This is a genomic window from Aphanothece stagnina RSMan2012 (assembly GCF_046764815.1).
Taxonomy (GTDB): Bacteria; Cyanobacteriota; Cyanobacteriia; order PCC-6307; family Cyanobiaceae; genus NIES-981.
Genome location: NZ_JBKOUC010000016.1, coordinates 17034 through 29251, shown reverse-complemented (window position 1 = coordinate 29251; position 12218 = coordinate 17034). Strand labels below are relative to the sequence as shown.

At 67.2% G+C, this 12218-nt stretch carries 11 protein-coding genes and 2 pseudogenes; 5 read left to right on the top strand and 8 right to left on the bottom strand.

The window, feature by feature from the left end; translation table 11 throughout:
* The first annotated feature begins 108 nt into the window (after window positions 1-108).
* The 4 genes from folK to ACLNEE_RS11590 are packed head-to-tail and all read left to right on the top strand — an operon-like array spanning window position 109 to window position 4451.
* The gene (gene folK / locus ACLNEE_RS11605) at window positions 109-696 is read left to right on the top strand and encodes a 2-amino-4-hydroxy-6-hydroxymethyldihydropteridine diphosphokinase (protein ID WP_411424196.1); all 588 of its coding nucleotides are present in this window, start codon (window positions 109-111) and stop codon (window positions 694-696) included.
* A gap of 55 nt (window positions 697-751) precedes the next feature.
* Entirely contained in the window at window positions 752-2356 is a 1605-nt protein-coding gene (locus tag ACLNEE_RS11600; protein WP_411424195.1) for a DUF6798 domain-containing protein, read from the top strand.
* A 32-nt stretch (window positions 2357-2388) separates the two neighbouring features.
* Window positions 2389-2949: an NUDIX domain-containing protein gene (locus ACLNEE_RS11595; RefSeq protein ID WP_411421926.1), complete on the top strand. Its 561-nt coding sequence runs from the start codon at window positions 2389-2391 to the stop codon at window positions 2947-2949.
* Complete coding sequence (locus ACLNEE_RS11590; protein ID WP_411421920.1) at window positions 2949-4451, top strand: FAD-binding domain-containing protein; 1503 nt, start codon at window positions 2949-2951, stop codon at window positions 4449-4451. The genes ACLNEE_RS11595 and ACLNEE_RS11590 overlap by 1 nt, the downstream gene beginning before the upstream one ends.
* A gap of 433 nt (window positions 4452-4884) precedes the next feature.
* Here the strand turns inward: ACLNEE_RS11590 and ACLNEE_RS11585 are convergent, their stop codons facing one another.
* Window positions 4885-5241, bottom strand: coding sequence for a hypothetical protein (locus ACLNEE_RS11585; protein WP_412007155.1), 357 nt, complete (start codon window positions 5239-5241; stop codon window positions 4885-4887).
* 488 nt (window positions 5242-5729) lie between these two features.
* Window positions 5730-6662: an IS481 family transposase gene (locus tag ACLNEE_RS11580; protein WP_411421918.1), complete on the bottom strand. Its 933-nt coding sequence runs from the start codon at window positions 6660-6662 to the stop codon at window positions 5730-5732.
* A 223-nt stretch (window positions 6663-6885) separates the two neighbouring features.
* Here ACLNEE_RS11580 and ACLNEE_RS11575 point away from each other — a divergent pair, with 223 nt between their 5' ends.
* Window positions 6886-7401 (top strand): hypothetical protein, encoded by a 516-nt coding sequence (locus tag ACLNEE_RS11575; RefSeq protein WP_411421917.1) that lies wholly within the window; start codon window positions 6886-6888, stop codon window positions 7399-7401.
* Window positions 7402-7475: 74 nt separating this feature from the next.
* Here the strand turns inward: ACLNEE_RS11575 and ACLNEE_RS11570 are convergent.
* From ACLNEE_RS11570 to ACLNEE_RS11545, 6 genes and pseudogenes are all read right to left on the bottom strand, one after another.
* Window positions 7476-7589, bottom strand: a pseudogene (locus ACLNEE_RS11570) (integrase core domain-containing protein); the annotation flags it as partial.
* A 617-nt stretch (window positions 7590-8206) separates the two neighbouring features.
* On the bottom strand, window positions 8207-9046 hold the full coding sequence (locus ACLNEE_RS11565; RefSeq protein ID WP_411421916.1) for a glycosyltransferase family 2 protein: 840 nt from the start codon (window positions 9044-9046) through the stop codon (window positions 8207-8209).
* A gap of 79 nt (window positions 9047-9125) precedes the next feature.
* Window positions 9126-9761, bottom strand: a complete 636-nt coding sequence (locus tag ACLNEE_RS11560) for a DDE-type integrase/transposase/recombinase (protein WP_411421925.1) — start codon at window positions 9759-9761, stop codon at window positions 9126-9128.
* 178 nt (window positions 9762-9939) lie between these two features.
* Window positions 9940-10098: pseudogene (locus tag ACLNEE_RS11555) on the bottom strand (leucine zipper domain-containing protein); the annotation flags it as partial.
* Window positions 10099-10268: 170 nt separating this feature from the next.
* The gene (locus ACLNEE_RS11550) at window positions 10269-11558 is read right to left on the bottom strand and encodes a DegT/DnrJ/EryC1/StrS family aminotransferase (RefSeq protein ID WP_411421915.1); all 1290 of its coding nucleotides are present in this window, start codon (window positions 11556-11558) and stop codon (window positions 10269-10271) included.
* A 33-nt stretch (window positions 11559-11591) separates the two neighbouring features.
* Window positions 11592-12200 carry a thioredoxin family protein gene (locus ACLNEE_RS11545; RefSeq protein WP_412007154.1) on the bottom strand — a complete coding sequence of 203 codons (609 nt, stop codon included), beginning with the start codon at window positions 12198-12200 and terminating at the stop codon, window positions 11592-11594.
* Window positions 12201-12218: the final 18 nt, after the last annotated feature.

Below are 12218 nucleotides of genomic sequence, written 5' to 3'. Positions count from 1 at the left end.
GCTGGGGGCTCGGCCTCGGGGAAGAGGCCAGTCTCGCCGATGGTGCGGGGATCGCCTGCCGCAAGGCCGCTGCCTAGCCTCCCGGCTGCGGCTCACCGGGAGACAGCCATGCGCGAGGGGGCCGGGGCGACCACCACCGCCATTGCCCTGGGCGCCAACCTGCCCGGGCCGGCCGGCCCGCCGCGCACCACCCTGGTGTCGGTGCGGCCATGGCTCGAGAGCCTTCTGCACCGCCGAGGCTGGCGGGGGCTGCAGTGGTCGCCGCTGTTCCGTACGGCACCGGTGGGCGGTCCGGCCGGCCAACCCGACTACCTCAACGCGGTGCTGCTGGCCTGGCAGACGCCCCAGGCCGACCCGCAGGAGCTGCTGGTCGAACTCCAGAGCCTGGAAGACCGGTTCGGCCGGCAGCGCCAGGAGCCCTGGGGCCCCCGCAGCCTCGATCTGGATCTGCTCTGGTGCGGAGCGGCCACGGTCCGAAGCACCGCCCTGGAGCTGCCCCATCCGCGGCTGATGGAACGGGCCTTTGTGCTGGCCCCCCTGGACGCGATCGCGCCGGCGCTGGTGCCGCCGGGCTCGGAGCGGCCCGTGGGGGTGCTGCTGGAGGCGCTCCTGTGCGCCGGTGGGGCGGGGCCCCGGGGGGGCGGCGGAGCCGCGGCCGTGCTGCGCCTGCCGGGCGAGCCGGGCTGGCCCGAATGAAGGCCGCCGCCTTGAATGCCCTTCTGGCCCCTGCCAGCCCTTCCCCTCCCGCCGCATGCCACCCGCCGGAACCCTCGGAAACCCCGCCCGGCCCGGGGGAGAGCGCTGGCGATCGGCGCTGGCGATCGGCCTGGTGATCACGGCGCTGTGCCTGTTCGACGACAACCTCGCCAGCAACGAGGCCGGCAAGCTGGCCCTGGCCCGCCAGCAGGTGGAGCCGGCCTGGATCCCGCACGACTGGTACCTCAACAGCAGCCAGGGCTACCAGTGGCTGTTCCAGCAGCTGAGCGGCCGGATCGTCATCCCCCTGGGGTTTCCCCTCGGCTCGCTGGTGGTGCGGCTGCTGGGCTACGCCCTGTGGGCCTGGGGCCTGGCCGGCATCACGGTGCCGCTGGGGCTCTCGGCCCCGCTCGCCGCGCTGGCCGCGGCCCTGTTCAGCTTCAGCCAGGGGGTGGTGGCGGCCGAGTGGATGGTGGGGGGAGCGGAGCCGAAGACCTTCGCCTACGCGACCCTGCTGCTGGCCTATGCCGCCTGGCGCGACCGGCGCTGGTGGGCCAGCGGCCTCTACAGCGGGCTGGCCTGCTCCTTTCACCTGCTGGTGGGGGGATTCGGGATCCTGGCACTGACGGGCCTGGCCCTGCTGGATCAGGGTCGGCGCTGGAATGGGGCCGCCCTGGGCCGCTGGCTCGGCGGCTGCCTGCTCACCGCCCTGCCGGTGAGCCTCGCCCTGGCGGAGCAGCTGGTCGGCAAGGGGCACCTGGCCGGCGGAAGCCCCCCGGGGGCCGGGTCCGACCTGCCGTCCGCGGGCTGGATCTACGTGGTGCTCCGCAACCCGCACCACCTGCTGCCGAGCAGCTGGTCGTGGGCCGACTGGGCCCGCGCCCTGCTCTTCCTGGGGCTGCTGGCACTCGGGGTGGTGCTTTCGCGGGCGCGGCGGGACGGCGACGACCCCCAGGCCCACGCCGGCCACGACCTGGCCCTCTGGGTGGTGATGAGCTGGCCGCCGGCCCTGATCGGCCTGCTGATCGCCCTGCGGGATCCCCAGAGCTCCCTGCTGCAGATCTACCCCTTCCGCCTGGCCGACACCCTGCTGATGCTGGGGGTGTGGCTGCTGCTGGCCGCGGGCCTGCAGCCGTGGCTGCGGGGCCGCCCGGCCCGCAGCGGCCTGGTGGGCCTGGTGCTGGTGATCAGCCTGGCGGGCCTGGTGCGGGAACTGCCCGGGGCGGCGGCCGGCCTGCGGCGTCAGTTCGTGGCCTCCGAACCCCAGGCCGAGCTCTACGGCTGGATCCGCCGGGCGACCCCCACCAGCGCGCTGGTGATGGCACCCCCGAGCGGCTTCGAGGATCTCTCGCTGCAGACCGGGCGGGCGGGCTACGTGCAGTTCAAACAGATTCCCACCGCCAGCGCCGCCATCCACACCTGGTACTGCCGCCTCACCGCCCTGGCCGGCGACGACCGCCGCGTCTGGGAGGGCCCGGGGGGCTGGCAAGCCCGTGAACGCCTGGGCGAGGCCTACGCCGCGCTCACCCCCCCGGCCCTGCTGCGCCTGGCCGACCACAGTGGCGCCACGGTCGTGATCACCCGGCCTGCCCAGGCTGGACCGGCGGGCTGGCGAGAGGGGTTCCGCAACGGCGACTGGACGGCCTGGCGGCAGCCCTAGCGGCCATGCTGGGCTGCAGCTGCCTCTCCCCCATGGCGCCCCTGCCCGCCCCCGAGCCCGCGCGCCATCTGGAGACCACCGCCGCGCTGCAGGCCCGCAAGCTGCGCTTCGAGGTGAACCGGATCGCCCTGCCGATCGGGGTGGAGGGCACCTTCGGCGTGATCCGCCACCCCGGCGCCGCCCTGGCGGTGCCACTGCTGGATGATGGCCGGGTGGTGGTGCTGCGCCAGTACCGCTTCGCGGTGGCGACGCGGCTGCTGGAGTTCCCGGCCGGCACCCTCGATCCGGGCGAGACCCCGCTGAGCACGATGCAGCGGGAGCTGCAGGAGGAGGCGGGCTATGCCGCCGAGCGCTGGGATCCGCTGGGGGCCCTGCTGCCCTGCCCCGGCTACTCCGACGAGGTGATCCACCTGTTCCTGGCCCGTGAGCTCACCGCCCTCAGCGAGCAGCCGGCGGGCGATGACGACGAAGACCTGGAGGTGCTGCTGATGACCCCCGGGGAGCTGGACGGGGCCCTGGCCAGCGGCGATGAGTACCTCGATGGCAAGAGCGTGACGGCCTGGCTGCGGGCCAGGCAGCTGCTGGGGCTCTGATGGCGGCAGGAGCGGGACCTGAGCGCTGGCTGTTCTGGCACCGCCGCGACCTGCGGCTGGCCGACAACCTGGGGCTGGCAGCGGCGGCGGCGGCAACCCCGGCGGTGACGGGGGTGTTCGTGCTGGATCCGGGGATCCTGGAGGCGCCCGACCTGGCCCCGGCGCGGCTGTGGTTCCTGGCCGAGAGCCTGCGGGAGCTCGCCGAGAGCTGGCGTGGGGCCGGCAGCCGGTTGCTGGTGCTGCGAGGCGATCCTGTGGTGCTGCTGCCGCGGCTGGCCGCGGCGTTGCAGGCACCGGTGCTGGCCTGGAACCGCGACGTGGAGCCCTACGGCCGCGAGCGCGACCGGCGGGTGGCAGCGGCGCTGCAGGCCAGCGGCCGGCGGGTGCTGGTGGACTGGGACCAGCTGCTGATCCCCCCCGAGGCCCTGCGCACCGGCCAGGGCGATCCCTACCGGGTGTATGGGCCGTTCTGGCGCAACTGGCGCGGGCAGGTGGCCGCCAAGGCCGGCCTGGGCAGCGCCATGGCGGGGGGCCTGGAGCCGGTGGCGGCGCCCTCGGGCCTGCGGGATCTGGGCGAGCAGGCGCTGGAGGCGCTGGAACGCTCCGGCGCGGGGCCCCTGCCCCTGGTGCAGCCCGACCCGGCCACGGGTCTGCACCTGCCCCACGACTTTTCAGGCACCGACCTCTGCCCCTGCAGGCCCGGCGAGGCCGCCGCCCTCGAGCAGCTGCAGAGCTTCTGCGATGGCGGGCCGCTGCTGGCCTACGAGCCGGGCCGCAACCTGCCCGGCGAGGCCGGCACCTCGGGGCTGAGCGCGGCGCTGAAGTTCGGCACGCTCAGCCCGCGCCAGGCCTGGGCCGCCGCCCAGCAGGCCCGGGCCCTGGTCCGCAGCACGGAGGCTGAGCAGTCGATCACGGTGTGGGAGCAGGAGCTGGCCTGGCGAGAGTTCTACCAGCAGGCCCTTTTCCATTTCCCTGAGCTGGCGGAGGGCCCCTACCGGCCCCAGTGGAAGCGGTTCCCGTGGGAAAACGACGAGGGGCACTTCGCGGCCTGGCGCGAGGGGCTCACCGGCGTGCCGATCGTGGATGCGGCGATGCGGCAACTGAACGCCAGCGGCTGGATGCACAACCGCTGCCGCATGATCGTGGCCTCCTTCCTGGTGAAGGATCTGATCTGCGACTGGCGCTGGGGCGAGCGGGCCTTCATGGCCCGGCTGGTGGATGGTGATCTGGCGGCCAACAACGGCGGCTGGCAGTGGAGCGCCAGCAGCGGCATGGACCCCAAACCGCTGCGCATCTTCAACCCCGCCACCCAGGCCGCCAAGTTCGACCCGGAGGCCATCTACATCCGCACCTGGCTGCCGGAACTGCGGCATGTGAGCAGCGCCGATCTGATCAGCGGCGCCATCGCGCCCCTGGAGCGGCGCGGCTACCCCGAGCAGATCGTGGAGCACAAACTCCAGCAGGCCCGCTTCAAGGCGCTCTATGCGGCGCTGCCGCGCTGAACTCTGCCCTGTTGAAAGAAGAGGGGCACGGGTGTGAGGAGTGCCCCGACAGGAGTCGAACCCGCCATGACCTGGGCGGGCGGTGAGGACCGGCGCCGCCAGGTGGAGATCGCTCTGGCTTGAGCATGCAGCAGCGGCAGGCGGCCTACAGATTTGCTTTACAAGAAGCAAGGAAGCCCGCCGGCGGACCCGATCCAGCGCGTCAACGGGAACTCGAACATCCGATGCAAGGCCGCAGAACAATCCAAACAGCAAAGCTATACCGCCAGAAAGGCTATGCCGCAGAAAGGCTATGCCGCCAGAACAGAAAGGTCCAAGATGATTCAGGCAGAAGTCGGCTAGGCTGCCGCTCCCGATTTCCAGCCAAGCCCCATAACCCTCCTGCAAATGATTGCGAGACCGGCGCTAAAGCATGGCGCCGCGATCAAGGCGATTAGCTGTAGAGCTTTCTCCCGGTGGCAGGCCTGGGTCCATGAAGCCAATCAACCTCGTCTTCAAGGTCACGGTCAATATATCCACGCTCGTTTTCGCCTTCAGGACCGAGGCCAAAAGCCGTGGGCTGAGCGGCAAGCATTTCAGCATCCTGCTCAACGGCCAGCGCATCGCCCTCTCCGGCAAACCCCTTCTCAGCCGCACACGCCGCAAGCTCACCCTCACCCTCGCCACGGCCGTGCGCTTCGGGGAGGTCGTGCAGCTCAGCTACAGCGGCCCCAAGGGTGATCAGACCAAGGGCGTCATCCCGAGCAGCAAGGGCCGCGACCAGAAGATCTTCAGGGACAAGGACGCCCACACCCTCACCGCCGCTCGGCCACCAGCGCCTTCTCCGACGAAGCCAATGCGGGCCCCTGCCCCGACAGTCTCCCTGACCGAATCCAGCGCCGACCCCAAGCCCACCATCAGCGGGGCCGTCTTCATCTGCACCGCCAGTCGCTGCTGGCCTCCCAACCACACGGACTCTCCGCCATCGCCGGAGGCATGGGCGTCTTCGGCATCAATGGCATGCCGCCCTCGACCGCACAGCGCATTCAGCGTCAGTGCTGCGATCGCCCGCAGCCTCCCCGCACCGTGTGAGGGACGCGATCCGCCGGGGGGAACCGCCTTGATTCTGGCGATCCCGGGCTCTGAGCCCTCTTGGCAGCAGCCACCTGACTCGAGCGCATAGCAGAGGAAGCCACAAGGCGATGGATACCGCCAAGGTTCATCAAAGAGCTGAAGGCGTCTGGATGCCTGATGGCCAGCCTGAGACCATTGCCTAGATGTGATTTCCCACCAGGTTGTTCATGCCTGCAGCTGAGCAAGCCGCTGCTGGGGGGTGAGGCCACCCAGGGCCATGTGGCACCTGCGGCCGTTATAGATCCGCAGGTAGGCCGTCAGCAGCTCGTTGCGAGCCGCTGAGGAGCCGTAGGGCATCACATACGCCCACTCCTCCAGCAGGGTCTTGATGAACCGCTCGGCCTTGCCGTTCGTCCTCGGGGTGTAGGGCCTGGTCTTCTTCGCCTTCAACCCCATGGCCTGGCAGGCTTTTCGCCAGCCATGGGACTTGTAAGCCGAGCCGTTGTCACTGAGCACCCGCCGGCACTCGATCCCCTGGCTGTTGAACCAGGCCACCGCACGGCTCAGGAAGCCCACCGTGGTCGCCGCCTTCTCGTCGGGCAAGACCTCGACGTAGGACAGGCGCGTGGCGTCATCCACCGCCACGTGCACCTTCTCGTAGCCCGCGCCCGGGGAGCTTCCCTTGCGTGGGTCGCCGGTAATCCGGTGGCCGACCCGCTCAAAGCGGGCCAGCTGCTTGATGTCGACATGGATCATGTCCCCCGGTTGCTCCCACTGGTACCGCTGCACCGGGGGTTTGGGGTCGAGGTTGCGCAGCCGGTTCAGCCCCAGGCGCCGCATCGCCCGGGCCAGGGTGGTGATCGGCACCAGCAGCAGCCGGGCGATCCTGCGGAGGGTGCAGCGCTGCTGCCTGAGCTCCACAGCCCGCTGCAGTTGCTGCGGATCGAGCGTCCGCCGCTGACCGCGGCGAACACTCCGTCGATCCGCAAGGGCCGCTGGCCCGCCTGAACGAAAGCGCGCCAGCCACTTGCGGGCGGTGCGTTCACTGATCCCGTGGTCTGCGGCCAGCTGAGCAAGGCTCCTGCCCTCCTCGAGATGCTGCCGGATCAGGCGTTCCCGACCGATCGGTGTCAGGCGGGCATTGGGGTGTGTATGCATGGGGGGTGAGGTCTTGGGCTGTTGGGTCGCACCACAACCCTGTCGGCCTCACACCCATCTGTCAGCCGGAACAACCTGGTGGCACTACACACCTAGAGTGAGGGTCCCACTTGGGTGGCAAGCCTGAGAGCGCACCCATCAAACTGGCTTCCCCCTCGGCTCCACGCCGCCGAATGCCCCCTGCCCCGACCCGGCAACAAGCTCGAACAACCAGCTGACGACAATGAAGAACAATGCCATTCGCACCATCTGTGGCGGCTCCTTCGACAAGCGAAAAACATACACATTGGACAGCGACATCCAGTGGGATGCGCTCATCTCGGGTGGACTCACACAATCTGAGCCGTCAAGGCTGAGATTCAAAATCACTCGCAGAAGCCTACTGATCACAATCAAGCATCCCCTCGACTACCTAGGCGAAGAGGCCAAAGCATTCACCCGAATCAAGCTATGGGGATCTCCCGTCTATTCTGAAAGCGACGATGTGGTGGACTTCAAGGCGAGCAGGTACAAGGGATCTTTCAAGATCAATTCCGAGTCAACCGGAACATTGGGGCGCGTGCAATTCCGCGGCACCAATGCCGAGCCTTCTGAGCTCAATATCTGCGCCTTCTTCAATGGCGAGGAGAGCCTGATTGACGACATGATTGCAAGCACCGGAAGTCTTAAGGCCAAGGGCGGCCTGGATGGGCTGAAGCAGGAAGAGATCCCCCTGCTGTTCGGCGAAACGCTCGCCTAGCTATTGTTTCTCACCAGGTTCATCAGCGGAGCAGCTCGACGAGCCGCTGCTGAGGTGAGCGCCAGGCAGCGGGGTAGCCAGCGGTTCCGTTCCTCGGAGTTCTGGAAGGCCATGGCGTAGGCCCACTCCCGGCAGATGGTCTGAATGAATCGCTCCGCCTTGCCGTTGGCTTTGGGCGTGTCCGGCCTGTACCAATGGAGGTATTCACGTTAACATCTTCGGGGCCGTTGGCATCGGGTTGATGGCCAGCACCCAGCGCCTGTTTCAGAACCTCTTGCATGTGGCCCATGGTCTCGGTAGCCGCGTCCATGAGGAATATTCATACTAGATTCTCCTTCAGCGCTTCGCCGACCACCAGCAACTCAGGCGTCTCGGCCGGCAATCCTGCGAGCTAACTCATCGACCGAGGTGCCGGGTTCACCTACTCCAGCGGCACCTTGACGTCATCGAGTCGTGGAGCGGGGTGGGCGCGGGTTTCGATGACCAAGACTCTATTCCAAACAGAATTGTAGTTCCAGTGGATCTGTCGATCCGTCGTCCGACGATCATGCCAGTGTCATCGCACTGGCTTACGCATAGGAGCACGCCGGGGTGGAGACAGCGCTCAGCAGATGTGGCTCCCAGCGCCAGAGTTAGCTATAGGATGTCCGTACTGGCAGCTCCGGTCGTCGGTGCTTCGGGTCTACCAGCAGCTGCTATAAGAACGGGACGATGGCTGGTGATTCGGTCCGTGCCAGGCGTTGTCAGAGAGCCGCAACATCGAAAACAGCTATCAGCAAACGCCCTTCAGGCAGATTAGCTGGGCTCATGGAAACACACACAGGGGAGCCTTTACTGCCCACTCCTCACAGAGAGCCCGGACTGATTCAGCTGCCCAACAGATCGTTGTGTCTATGTCATCGTTCAGATCATGCTCCCTGAACATCTCGTCTGAGTAGCGCGAGAACTTTTCAGGGTGAGAGATATTGCGGTTGGCGTTACCACGTAGTCTCTTTGCAAGATATTCTTCGTAGGATTTAGTGAAATAATGATTTATCTGTGCAGGCAGAAATGAAACACTATTGGCATATCCACGTATATCCATCTCTAGTGGCTCACCGGAGGCCATGACGCTTTTGCCTGCTCGCATTGTTGTGGCATGTATGTGTGCGGCGCCAGCGTGCTGCGGGCGGAATACGCATTTGACGTGCCGATTAACACTTGCATTTAATAGGGAAGCCCTGGTGAAGCGTTCGATAACAAGGCCATTGGCGGCCTTTCTTTGACCTGCAGATCCAAAGACACGCCAATTAAATGCGATGCTCGAAATGTCATCTGAATACTGTGCGAGCAGATTATTAATAGATTGTCGCGAGTGGATATTGAAAAACTCATCTGCGTCGAGAAAGACTAGCCAATCAGTAAGGCAGGCTTTGATCGCATGCTTGTATGCGGAGATCTGTGGCGAGCCACGCTTGTTGCGCCAAGGCATGCAATAGTCAAGTATGCCTGCCGTGGCGAGAGCATTTAGATACTCGCCGCTATTGTCGGTGCTATCGTTGTCATAAATATGGATGCGGTCGAAACCAACAGCGCGGTGGTATGCAATCCATTCTGCGATATACGGCTTCTCGTTCTTCATGATCGCACAGAGCGTAATCGTCATGCTGCTAGCTTGCTGATTCTTCCCGAAATTACCATCAACTATACATGCTTCGTTGATCGCGGTGATGCTTGGACTGACTCTAGGTAGACTCTGAAAAGCCTGGCTTGATCGTGTGGACAATAGAGAAATCAACTCTAGCCAGCACTAGCTGTTGTTTCTCACCAGGTTCATCAGCGGAGCAGCTCGACGAGCCGCTGCTGAGGTGAGCGCCAGGTAGCAGGGCAGCCAGCGGTTCCGTTCCTCGGAGTTCTGGAAGGCCATGGCGTAGGCCTACTCCCGGCGGAGGGTCTGAATGTAGACGCAGTCGGCCGGAGGCCATATCGCTCCGCCTTGCCGTTGGTTCTGGGCGTGTAGGGCCTGGTGCGGATGTGCCAGAGCCCGAGATGCGGCAGGCCTTGGCGAACGCCCTGGAGACGTAGGCGGGGCCGTTGTCGCTCATCACCCGCCGGCACTCCACACCCTGGGCGTTGAACCAGGCGACCGCCCGGCTCAGAAAGCCGATCACCGTTGGCTTCTGCTCGTCCGCCAGGACCTCGACGTAGGCCAGACGAGTGGCGTCGTCCACGGCGACATGGACCTTGTCGTAGCCGACGCCATAGGAGCGCCCCTGCTGGCGATTGCCGGTGATCCGGTGCCCCGCCTTCCGGAACCTCGCCAGGGACTTGACGTCGAGATGGATCAGGTCGCCTGGCCGCTCCCACTCGTACCGCTGCACCGGAGGCCTGGATTCCAGGTTCCTCAGTCGCCCGAGACCCAGACGGCTGAGGGCCCATGCCACGGCGGAGAAGGATGCCTGCAGGAGCCGGGCGATGTGCCGGAGGTGCAGCCGCTGATGGCGCAGATCCACGGCCTGCTGGAGTTGCTGCGGATCGAGCGTCCGCCAGGGAGGCTGGAGCACCTGAGCGGTAACCAGCCAGCCAGCGGTAGGCGCAGCGCAGACTGATCCCGTTCTCGGTGGCCAGCTCACGGGGGCTGCGGCCTTGCTCCAGGTGCTGGCTCACGAGCCGAAGGCGGCCCTTCTGAGTCAGACGGGCATTGCGATGGCTATGCATGGAGGCGTGAGGTCTGGGTTGGTGGGTCTCACCTCAACCCGTAGCGGCCTCACACCTCCTCGGCCACTGACCAACCTGCTGAGACAGAACACCTAGCTTCAAGAAAGGGTCACAAACACCTGCCTCGCCGACCACCTCAGCCGAAGGGACGCGCCCACTGCGCCGAACCTTCAGGCGGCGAAGCTGCGGGGCTGGGCCTCGGCGCTGGAGCCGGAGCTGCTGCCATGGCAGCTGGCCGTGGCCGCAGGCACGGTAGAGCCTGGGCTGGCCAGCACCTGCGCCAGCACCTCCACCACCCGCTCCTGCTGAGCCGTGGACAACTCGGGGAAGATCGGCAGGCTCAGCACCTCGGTGCACAGCCGCTCGGTGACCGGCAGGCTGCCCGGGCCGTAGCCGAGCTGCGCGTAGGCCGGCTGGCGGTGGATCGGGATCGGGTAGTAGATGATCGTGCTCACCCCAGCCTCCTGCAGCTGCTGTTTGAGCCAGTCGCGGCAGCAGGCCTCCGGCAGCCCAAAGGCGGCACTGTCGGCGGCGGGGGTGCAGGCCACGCCCCCGATGGATGAACAGGCCGCTGCGCCCGCGGCGCAGGCCGGCACCCGCATCACGAACTGGTTCCAGCTGTGGCCCTCGGGACCCTCGGCCGGCAGCACCACCCCAGGCAGCCCGGCCAGCTGGCCGTGGTAGCGGGCGGCGATGGCCCGGCGGGCCTCCAGCCAGCGGGGCAGATGGGGCAGCTTCACATTCAGCACCGCCGCCTGCAGGGCATCGAGGCGGCTGTTGTAACCCAGCTCGGTGTGCAGATAGCGGCGCGGCATGCCGTGCACCGCCAGCTCCCGCACCCGCTGGGCCAGGGCCGGGTCGTGGCAGGTCACGGCGCCGCCATCACCGGCGGCACCGAGGTTCTTGGTGGGGAAGAAGCTGAAGCAGCCCGCATCCCCCCAGCTGCCCACCGGCTGGCCTTGCCACTGGGCACCGGTGGCCTGGGCGCAGTCCTCCACCACCCACAGGCCGTGGCGCTTGGCGATGGCACACACCCGCTCCATGTCCACCGGGCGACCGAACAGGTGCACCGGCAGCAGCACCCGCGTGGCCGGCGTGATCGCCGCCTCCAGCTGCTCCAGATCGATCAGGTAGGTGACCGGGTCCACATCCACGAACACCGGTGTGGCACCCACGCTGCTGATCGCCTCGGCCGTGGCGAAGAAGCTGAACGAGGCCGTGATCACCTCATCGCCCGCCCCCACCCCCAGCCCGCGCAGGGCAAGGATCAGGGCGTCGGTGCCGCTGTTGCAGCCGATCGCGTGGAGCACGCCGCAGGCCTCGGCGAAGGCGGTTTCGAAGCCCGCGATGGTGGGGCCGCCGATGTACTGGCCGCTGTGCAGCACGTCGAGCACAGCGGTTTCCAGGGCCCCACCCAGCTCCTGGATCTGCTCGCCGAGGCTGAAGGGGGGCACATTCATGCAGCAGACCTTAAGCGCATCGGCAGGTGGGGATCACCGCCCCCATTCCGGTTCTGCACCTGGATGCCACTTGATGTTGCAGCCGATCGCCGGTCGCTGCTCAGCGGTCGGCTCACGGCCGGCCAGCACGGCCGCCAGGGCGGCGCGGAGGTCCGCGCCATCGCAGGGGAGATCGTTGCCCGGCCGGCTGGCATCGAACTGGCCCCGGTACACCAGGTGCAGCTCCCCATCGGCCCCCGCCGGGGCGAACAGGTAGGGGTCCGGGGTGCAGGCCGCCCGGAAGGCCCGGGCGATCACCTGGTCGGCATCGTGGAGGTAGGGAAAACGCCAGCCGTGCTGCAGGGCCTGGGCCCGCAGGCCTTCGGGCCCGTCCTGGGGATGGGTCTGCACGCTGTTGCTGGAGATGGCGAGGACCTGCAGGCGCGGCACGGCGCCCGCGGGAGCGAAGTCATCCTGCAGACGGCTGATCTCGGGCTCCACATGCTTCACGAAGGGGCAGTGGGCGCAGATGAACAGGACGAGCAGCGGGATCTGACCCACGGCTTCGAGATCGAGGGGGTCCCCGCTCACCTGGCGGGCCGCACCCCGGGCGATCTCCTCGCGGATCACCCCGAACGGCAGCACAGTGCCGAGAGGCAGCATGGTGGACGGCGTCAGCGC

Bases quoted from the DNA above. Each gene is read 5' to 3' on its own strand.
- ACLNEE_RS11600 (WP_411424195.1), top strand. From the start codon at position 752: ATGCCACCCGCCGGAACCCTCGGAAACCCCGCCCGGCCCGGGGGAGAG.
- ACLNEE_RS11545 (WP_412007154.1), bottom strand. From the start codon at position 12,200: ATGCTGCCTCTCGGCACTGTGCTGCCGTTCGGGGTGATCCGCGAGGAG.
- ACLNEE_RS11595 (WP_411421926.1), top strand. From the start codon at position 2,389: ATGGCGCCCCTGCCCGCCCCCGAGCCCGCGCGCCATCTGGAGACCACC.
- folK (WP_411424196.1), top strand. From the start codon at position 109: ATGCGCGAGGGGGCCGGGGCGACCACCACCGCCATTGCCCTGGGCGCC.
- ACLNEE_RS11565 (WP_411421916.1), bottom strand. From the start codon at position 9,046: ATGACGATTACGCTCTGTGCGATCATGAAGAACGAGAAGCCGTATATC.
- ACLNEE_RS11550 (WP_411421915.1), bottom strand. From the start codon at position 11,558: ATGAATGTGCCCCCCTTCAGCCTCGGCGAGCAGATCCAGGAGCTGGGT.
- ACLNEE_RS11590 (WP_411421920.1), top strand. From the start codon at position 2,949: ATGGCGGCAGGAGCGGGACCTGAGCGCTGGCTGTTCTGGCACCGCCGC.
- ACLNEE_RS11575 (WP_411421917.1), top strand. From the start codon at position 6,886: ATGAAGAACAATGCCATTCGCACCATCTGTGGCGGCTCCTTCGACAAG.
- ACLNEE_RS11580 (WP_411421918.1), bottom strand. From the start codon at position 6,662: ATGCATACACACCCCAATGCCCGCCTGACACCGATCGGTCGGGAACGC.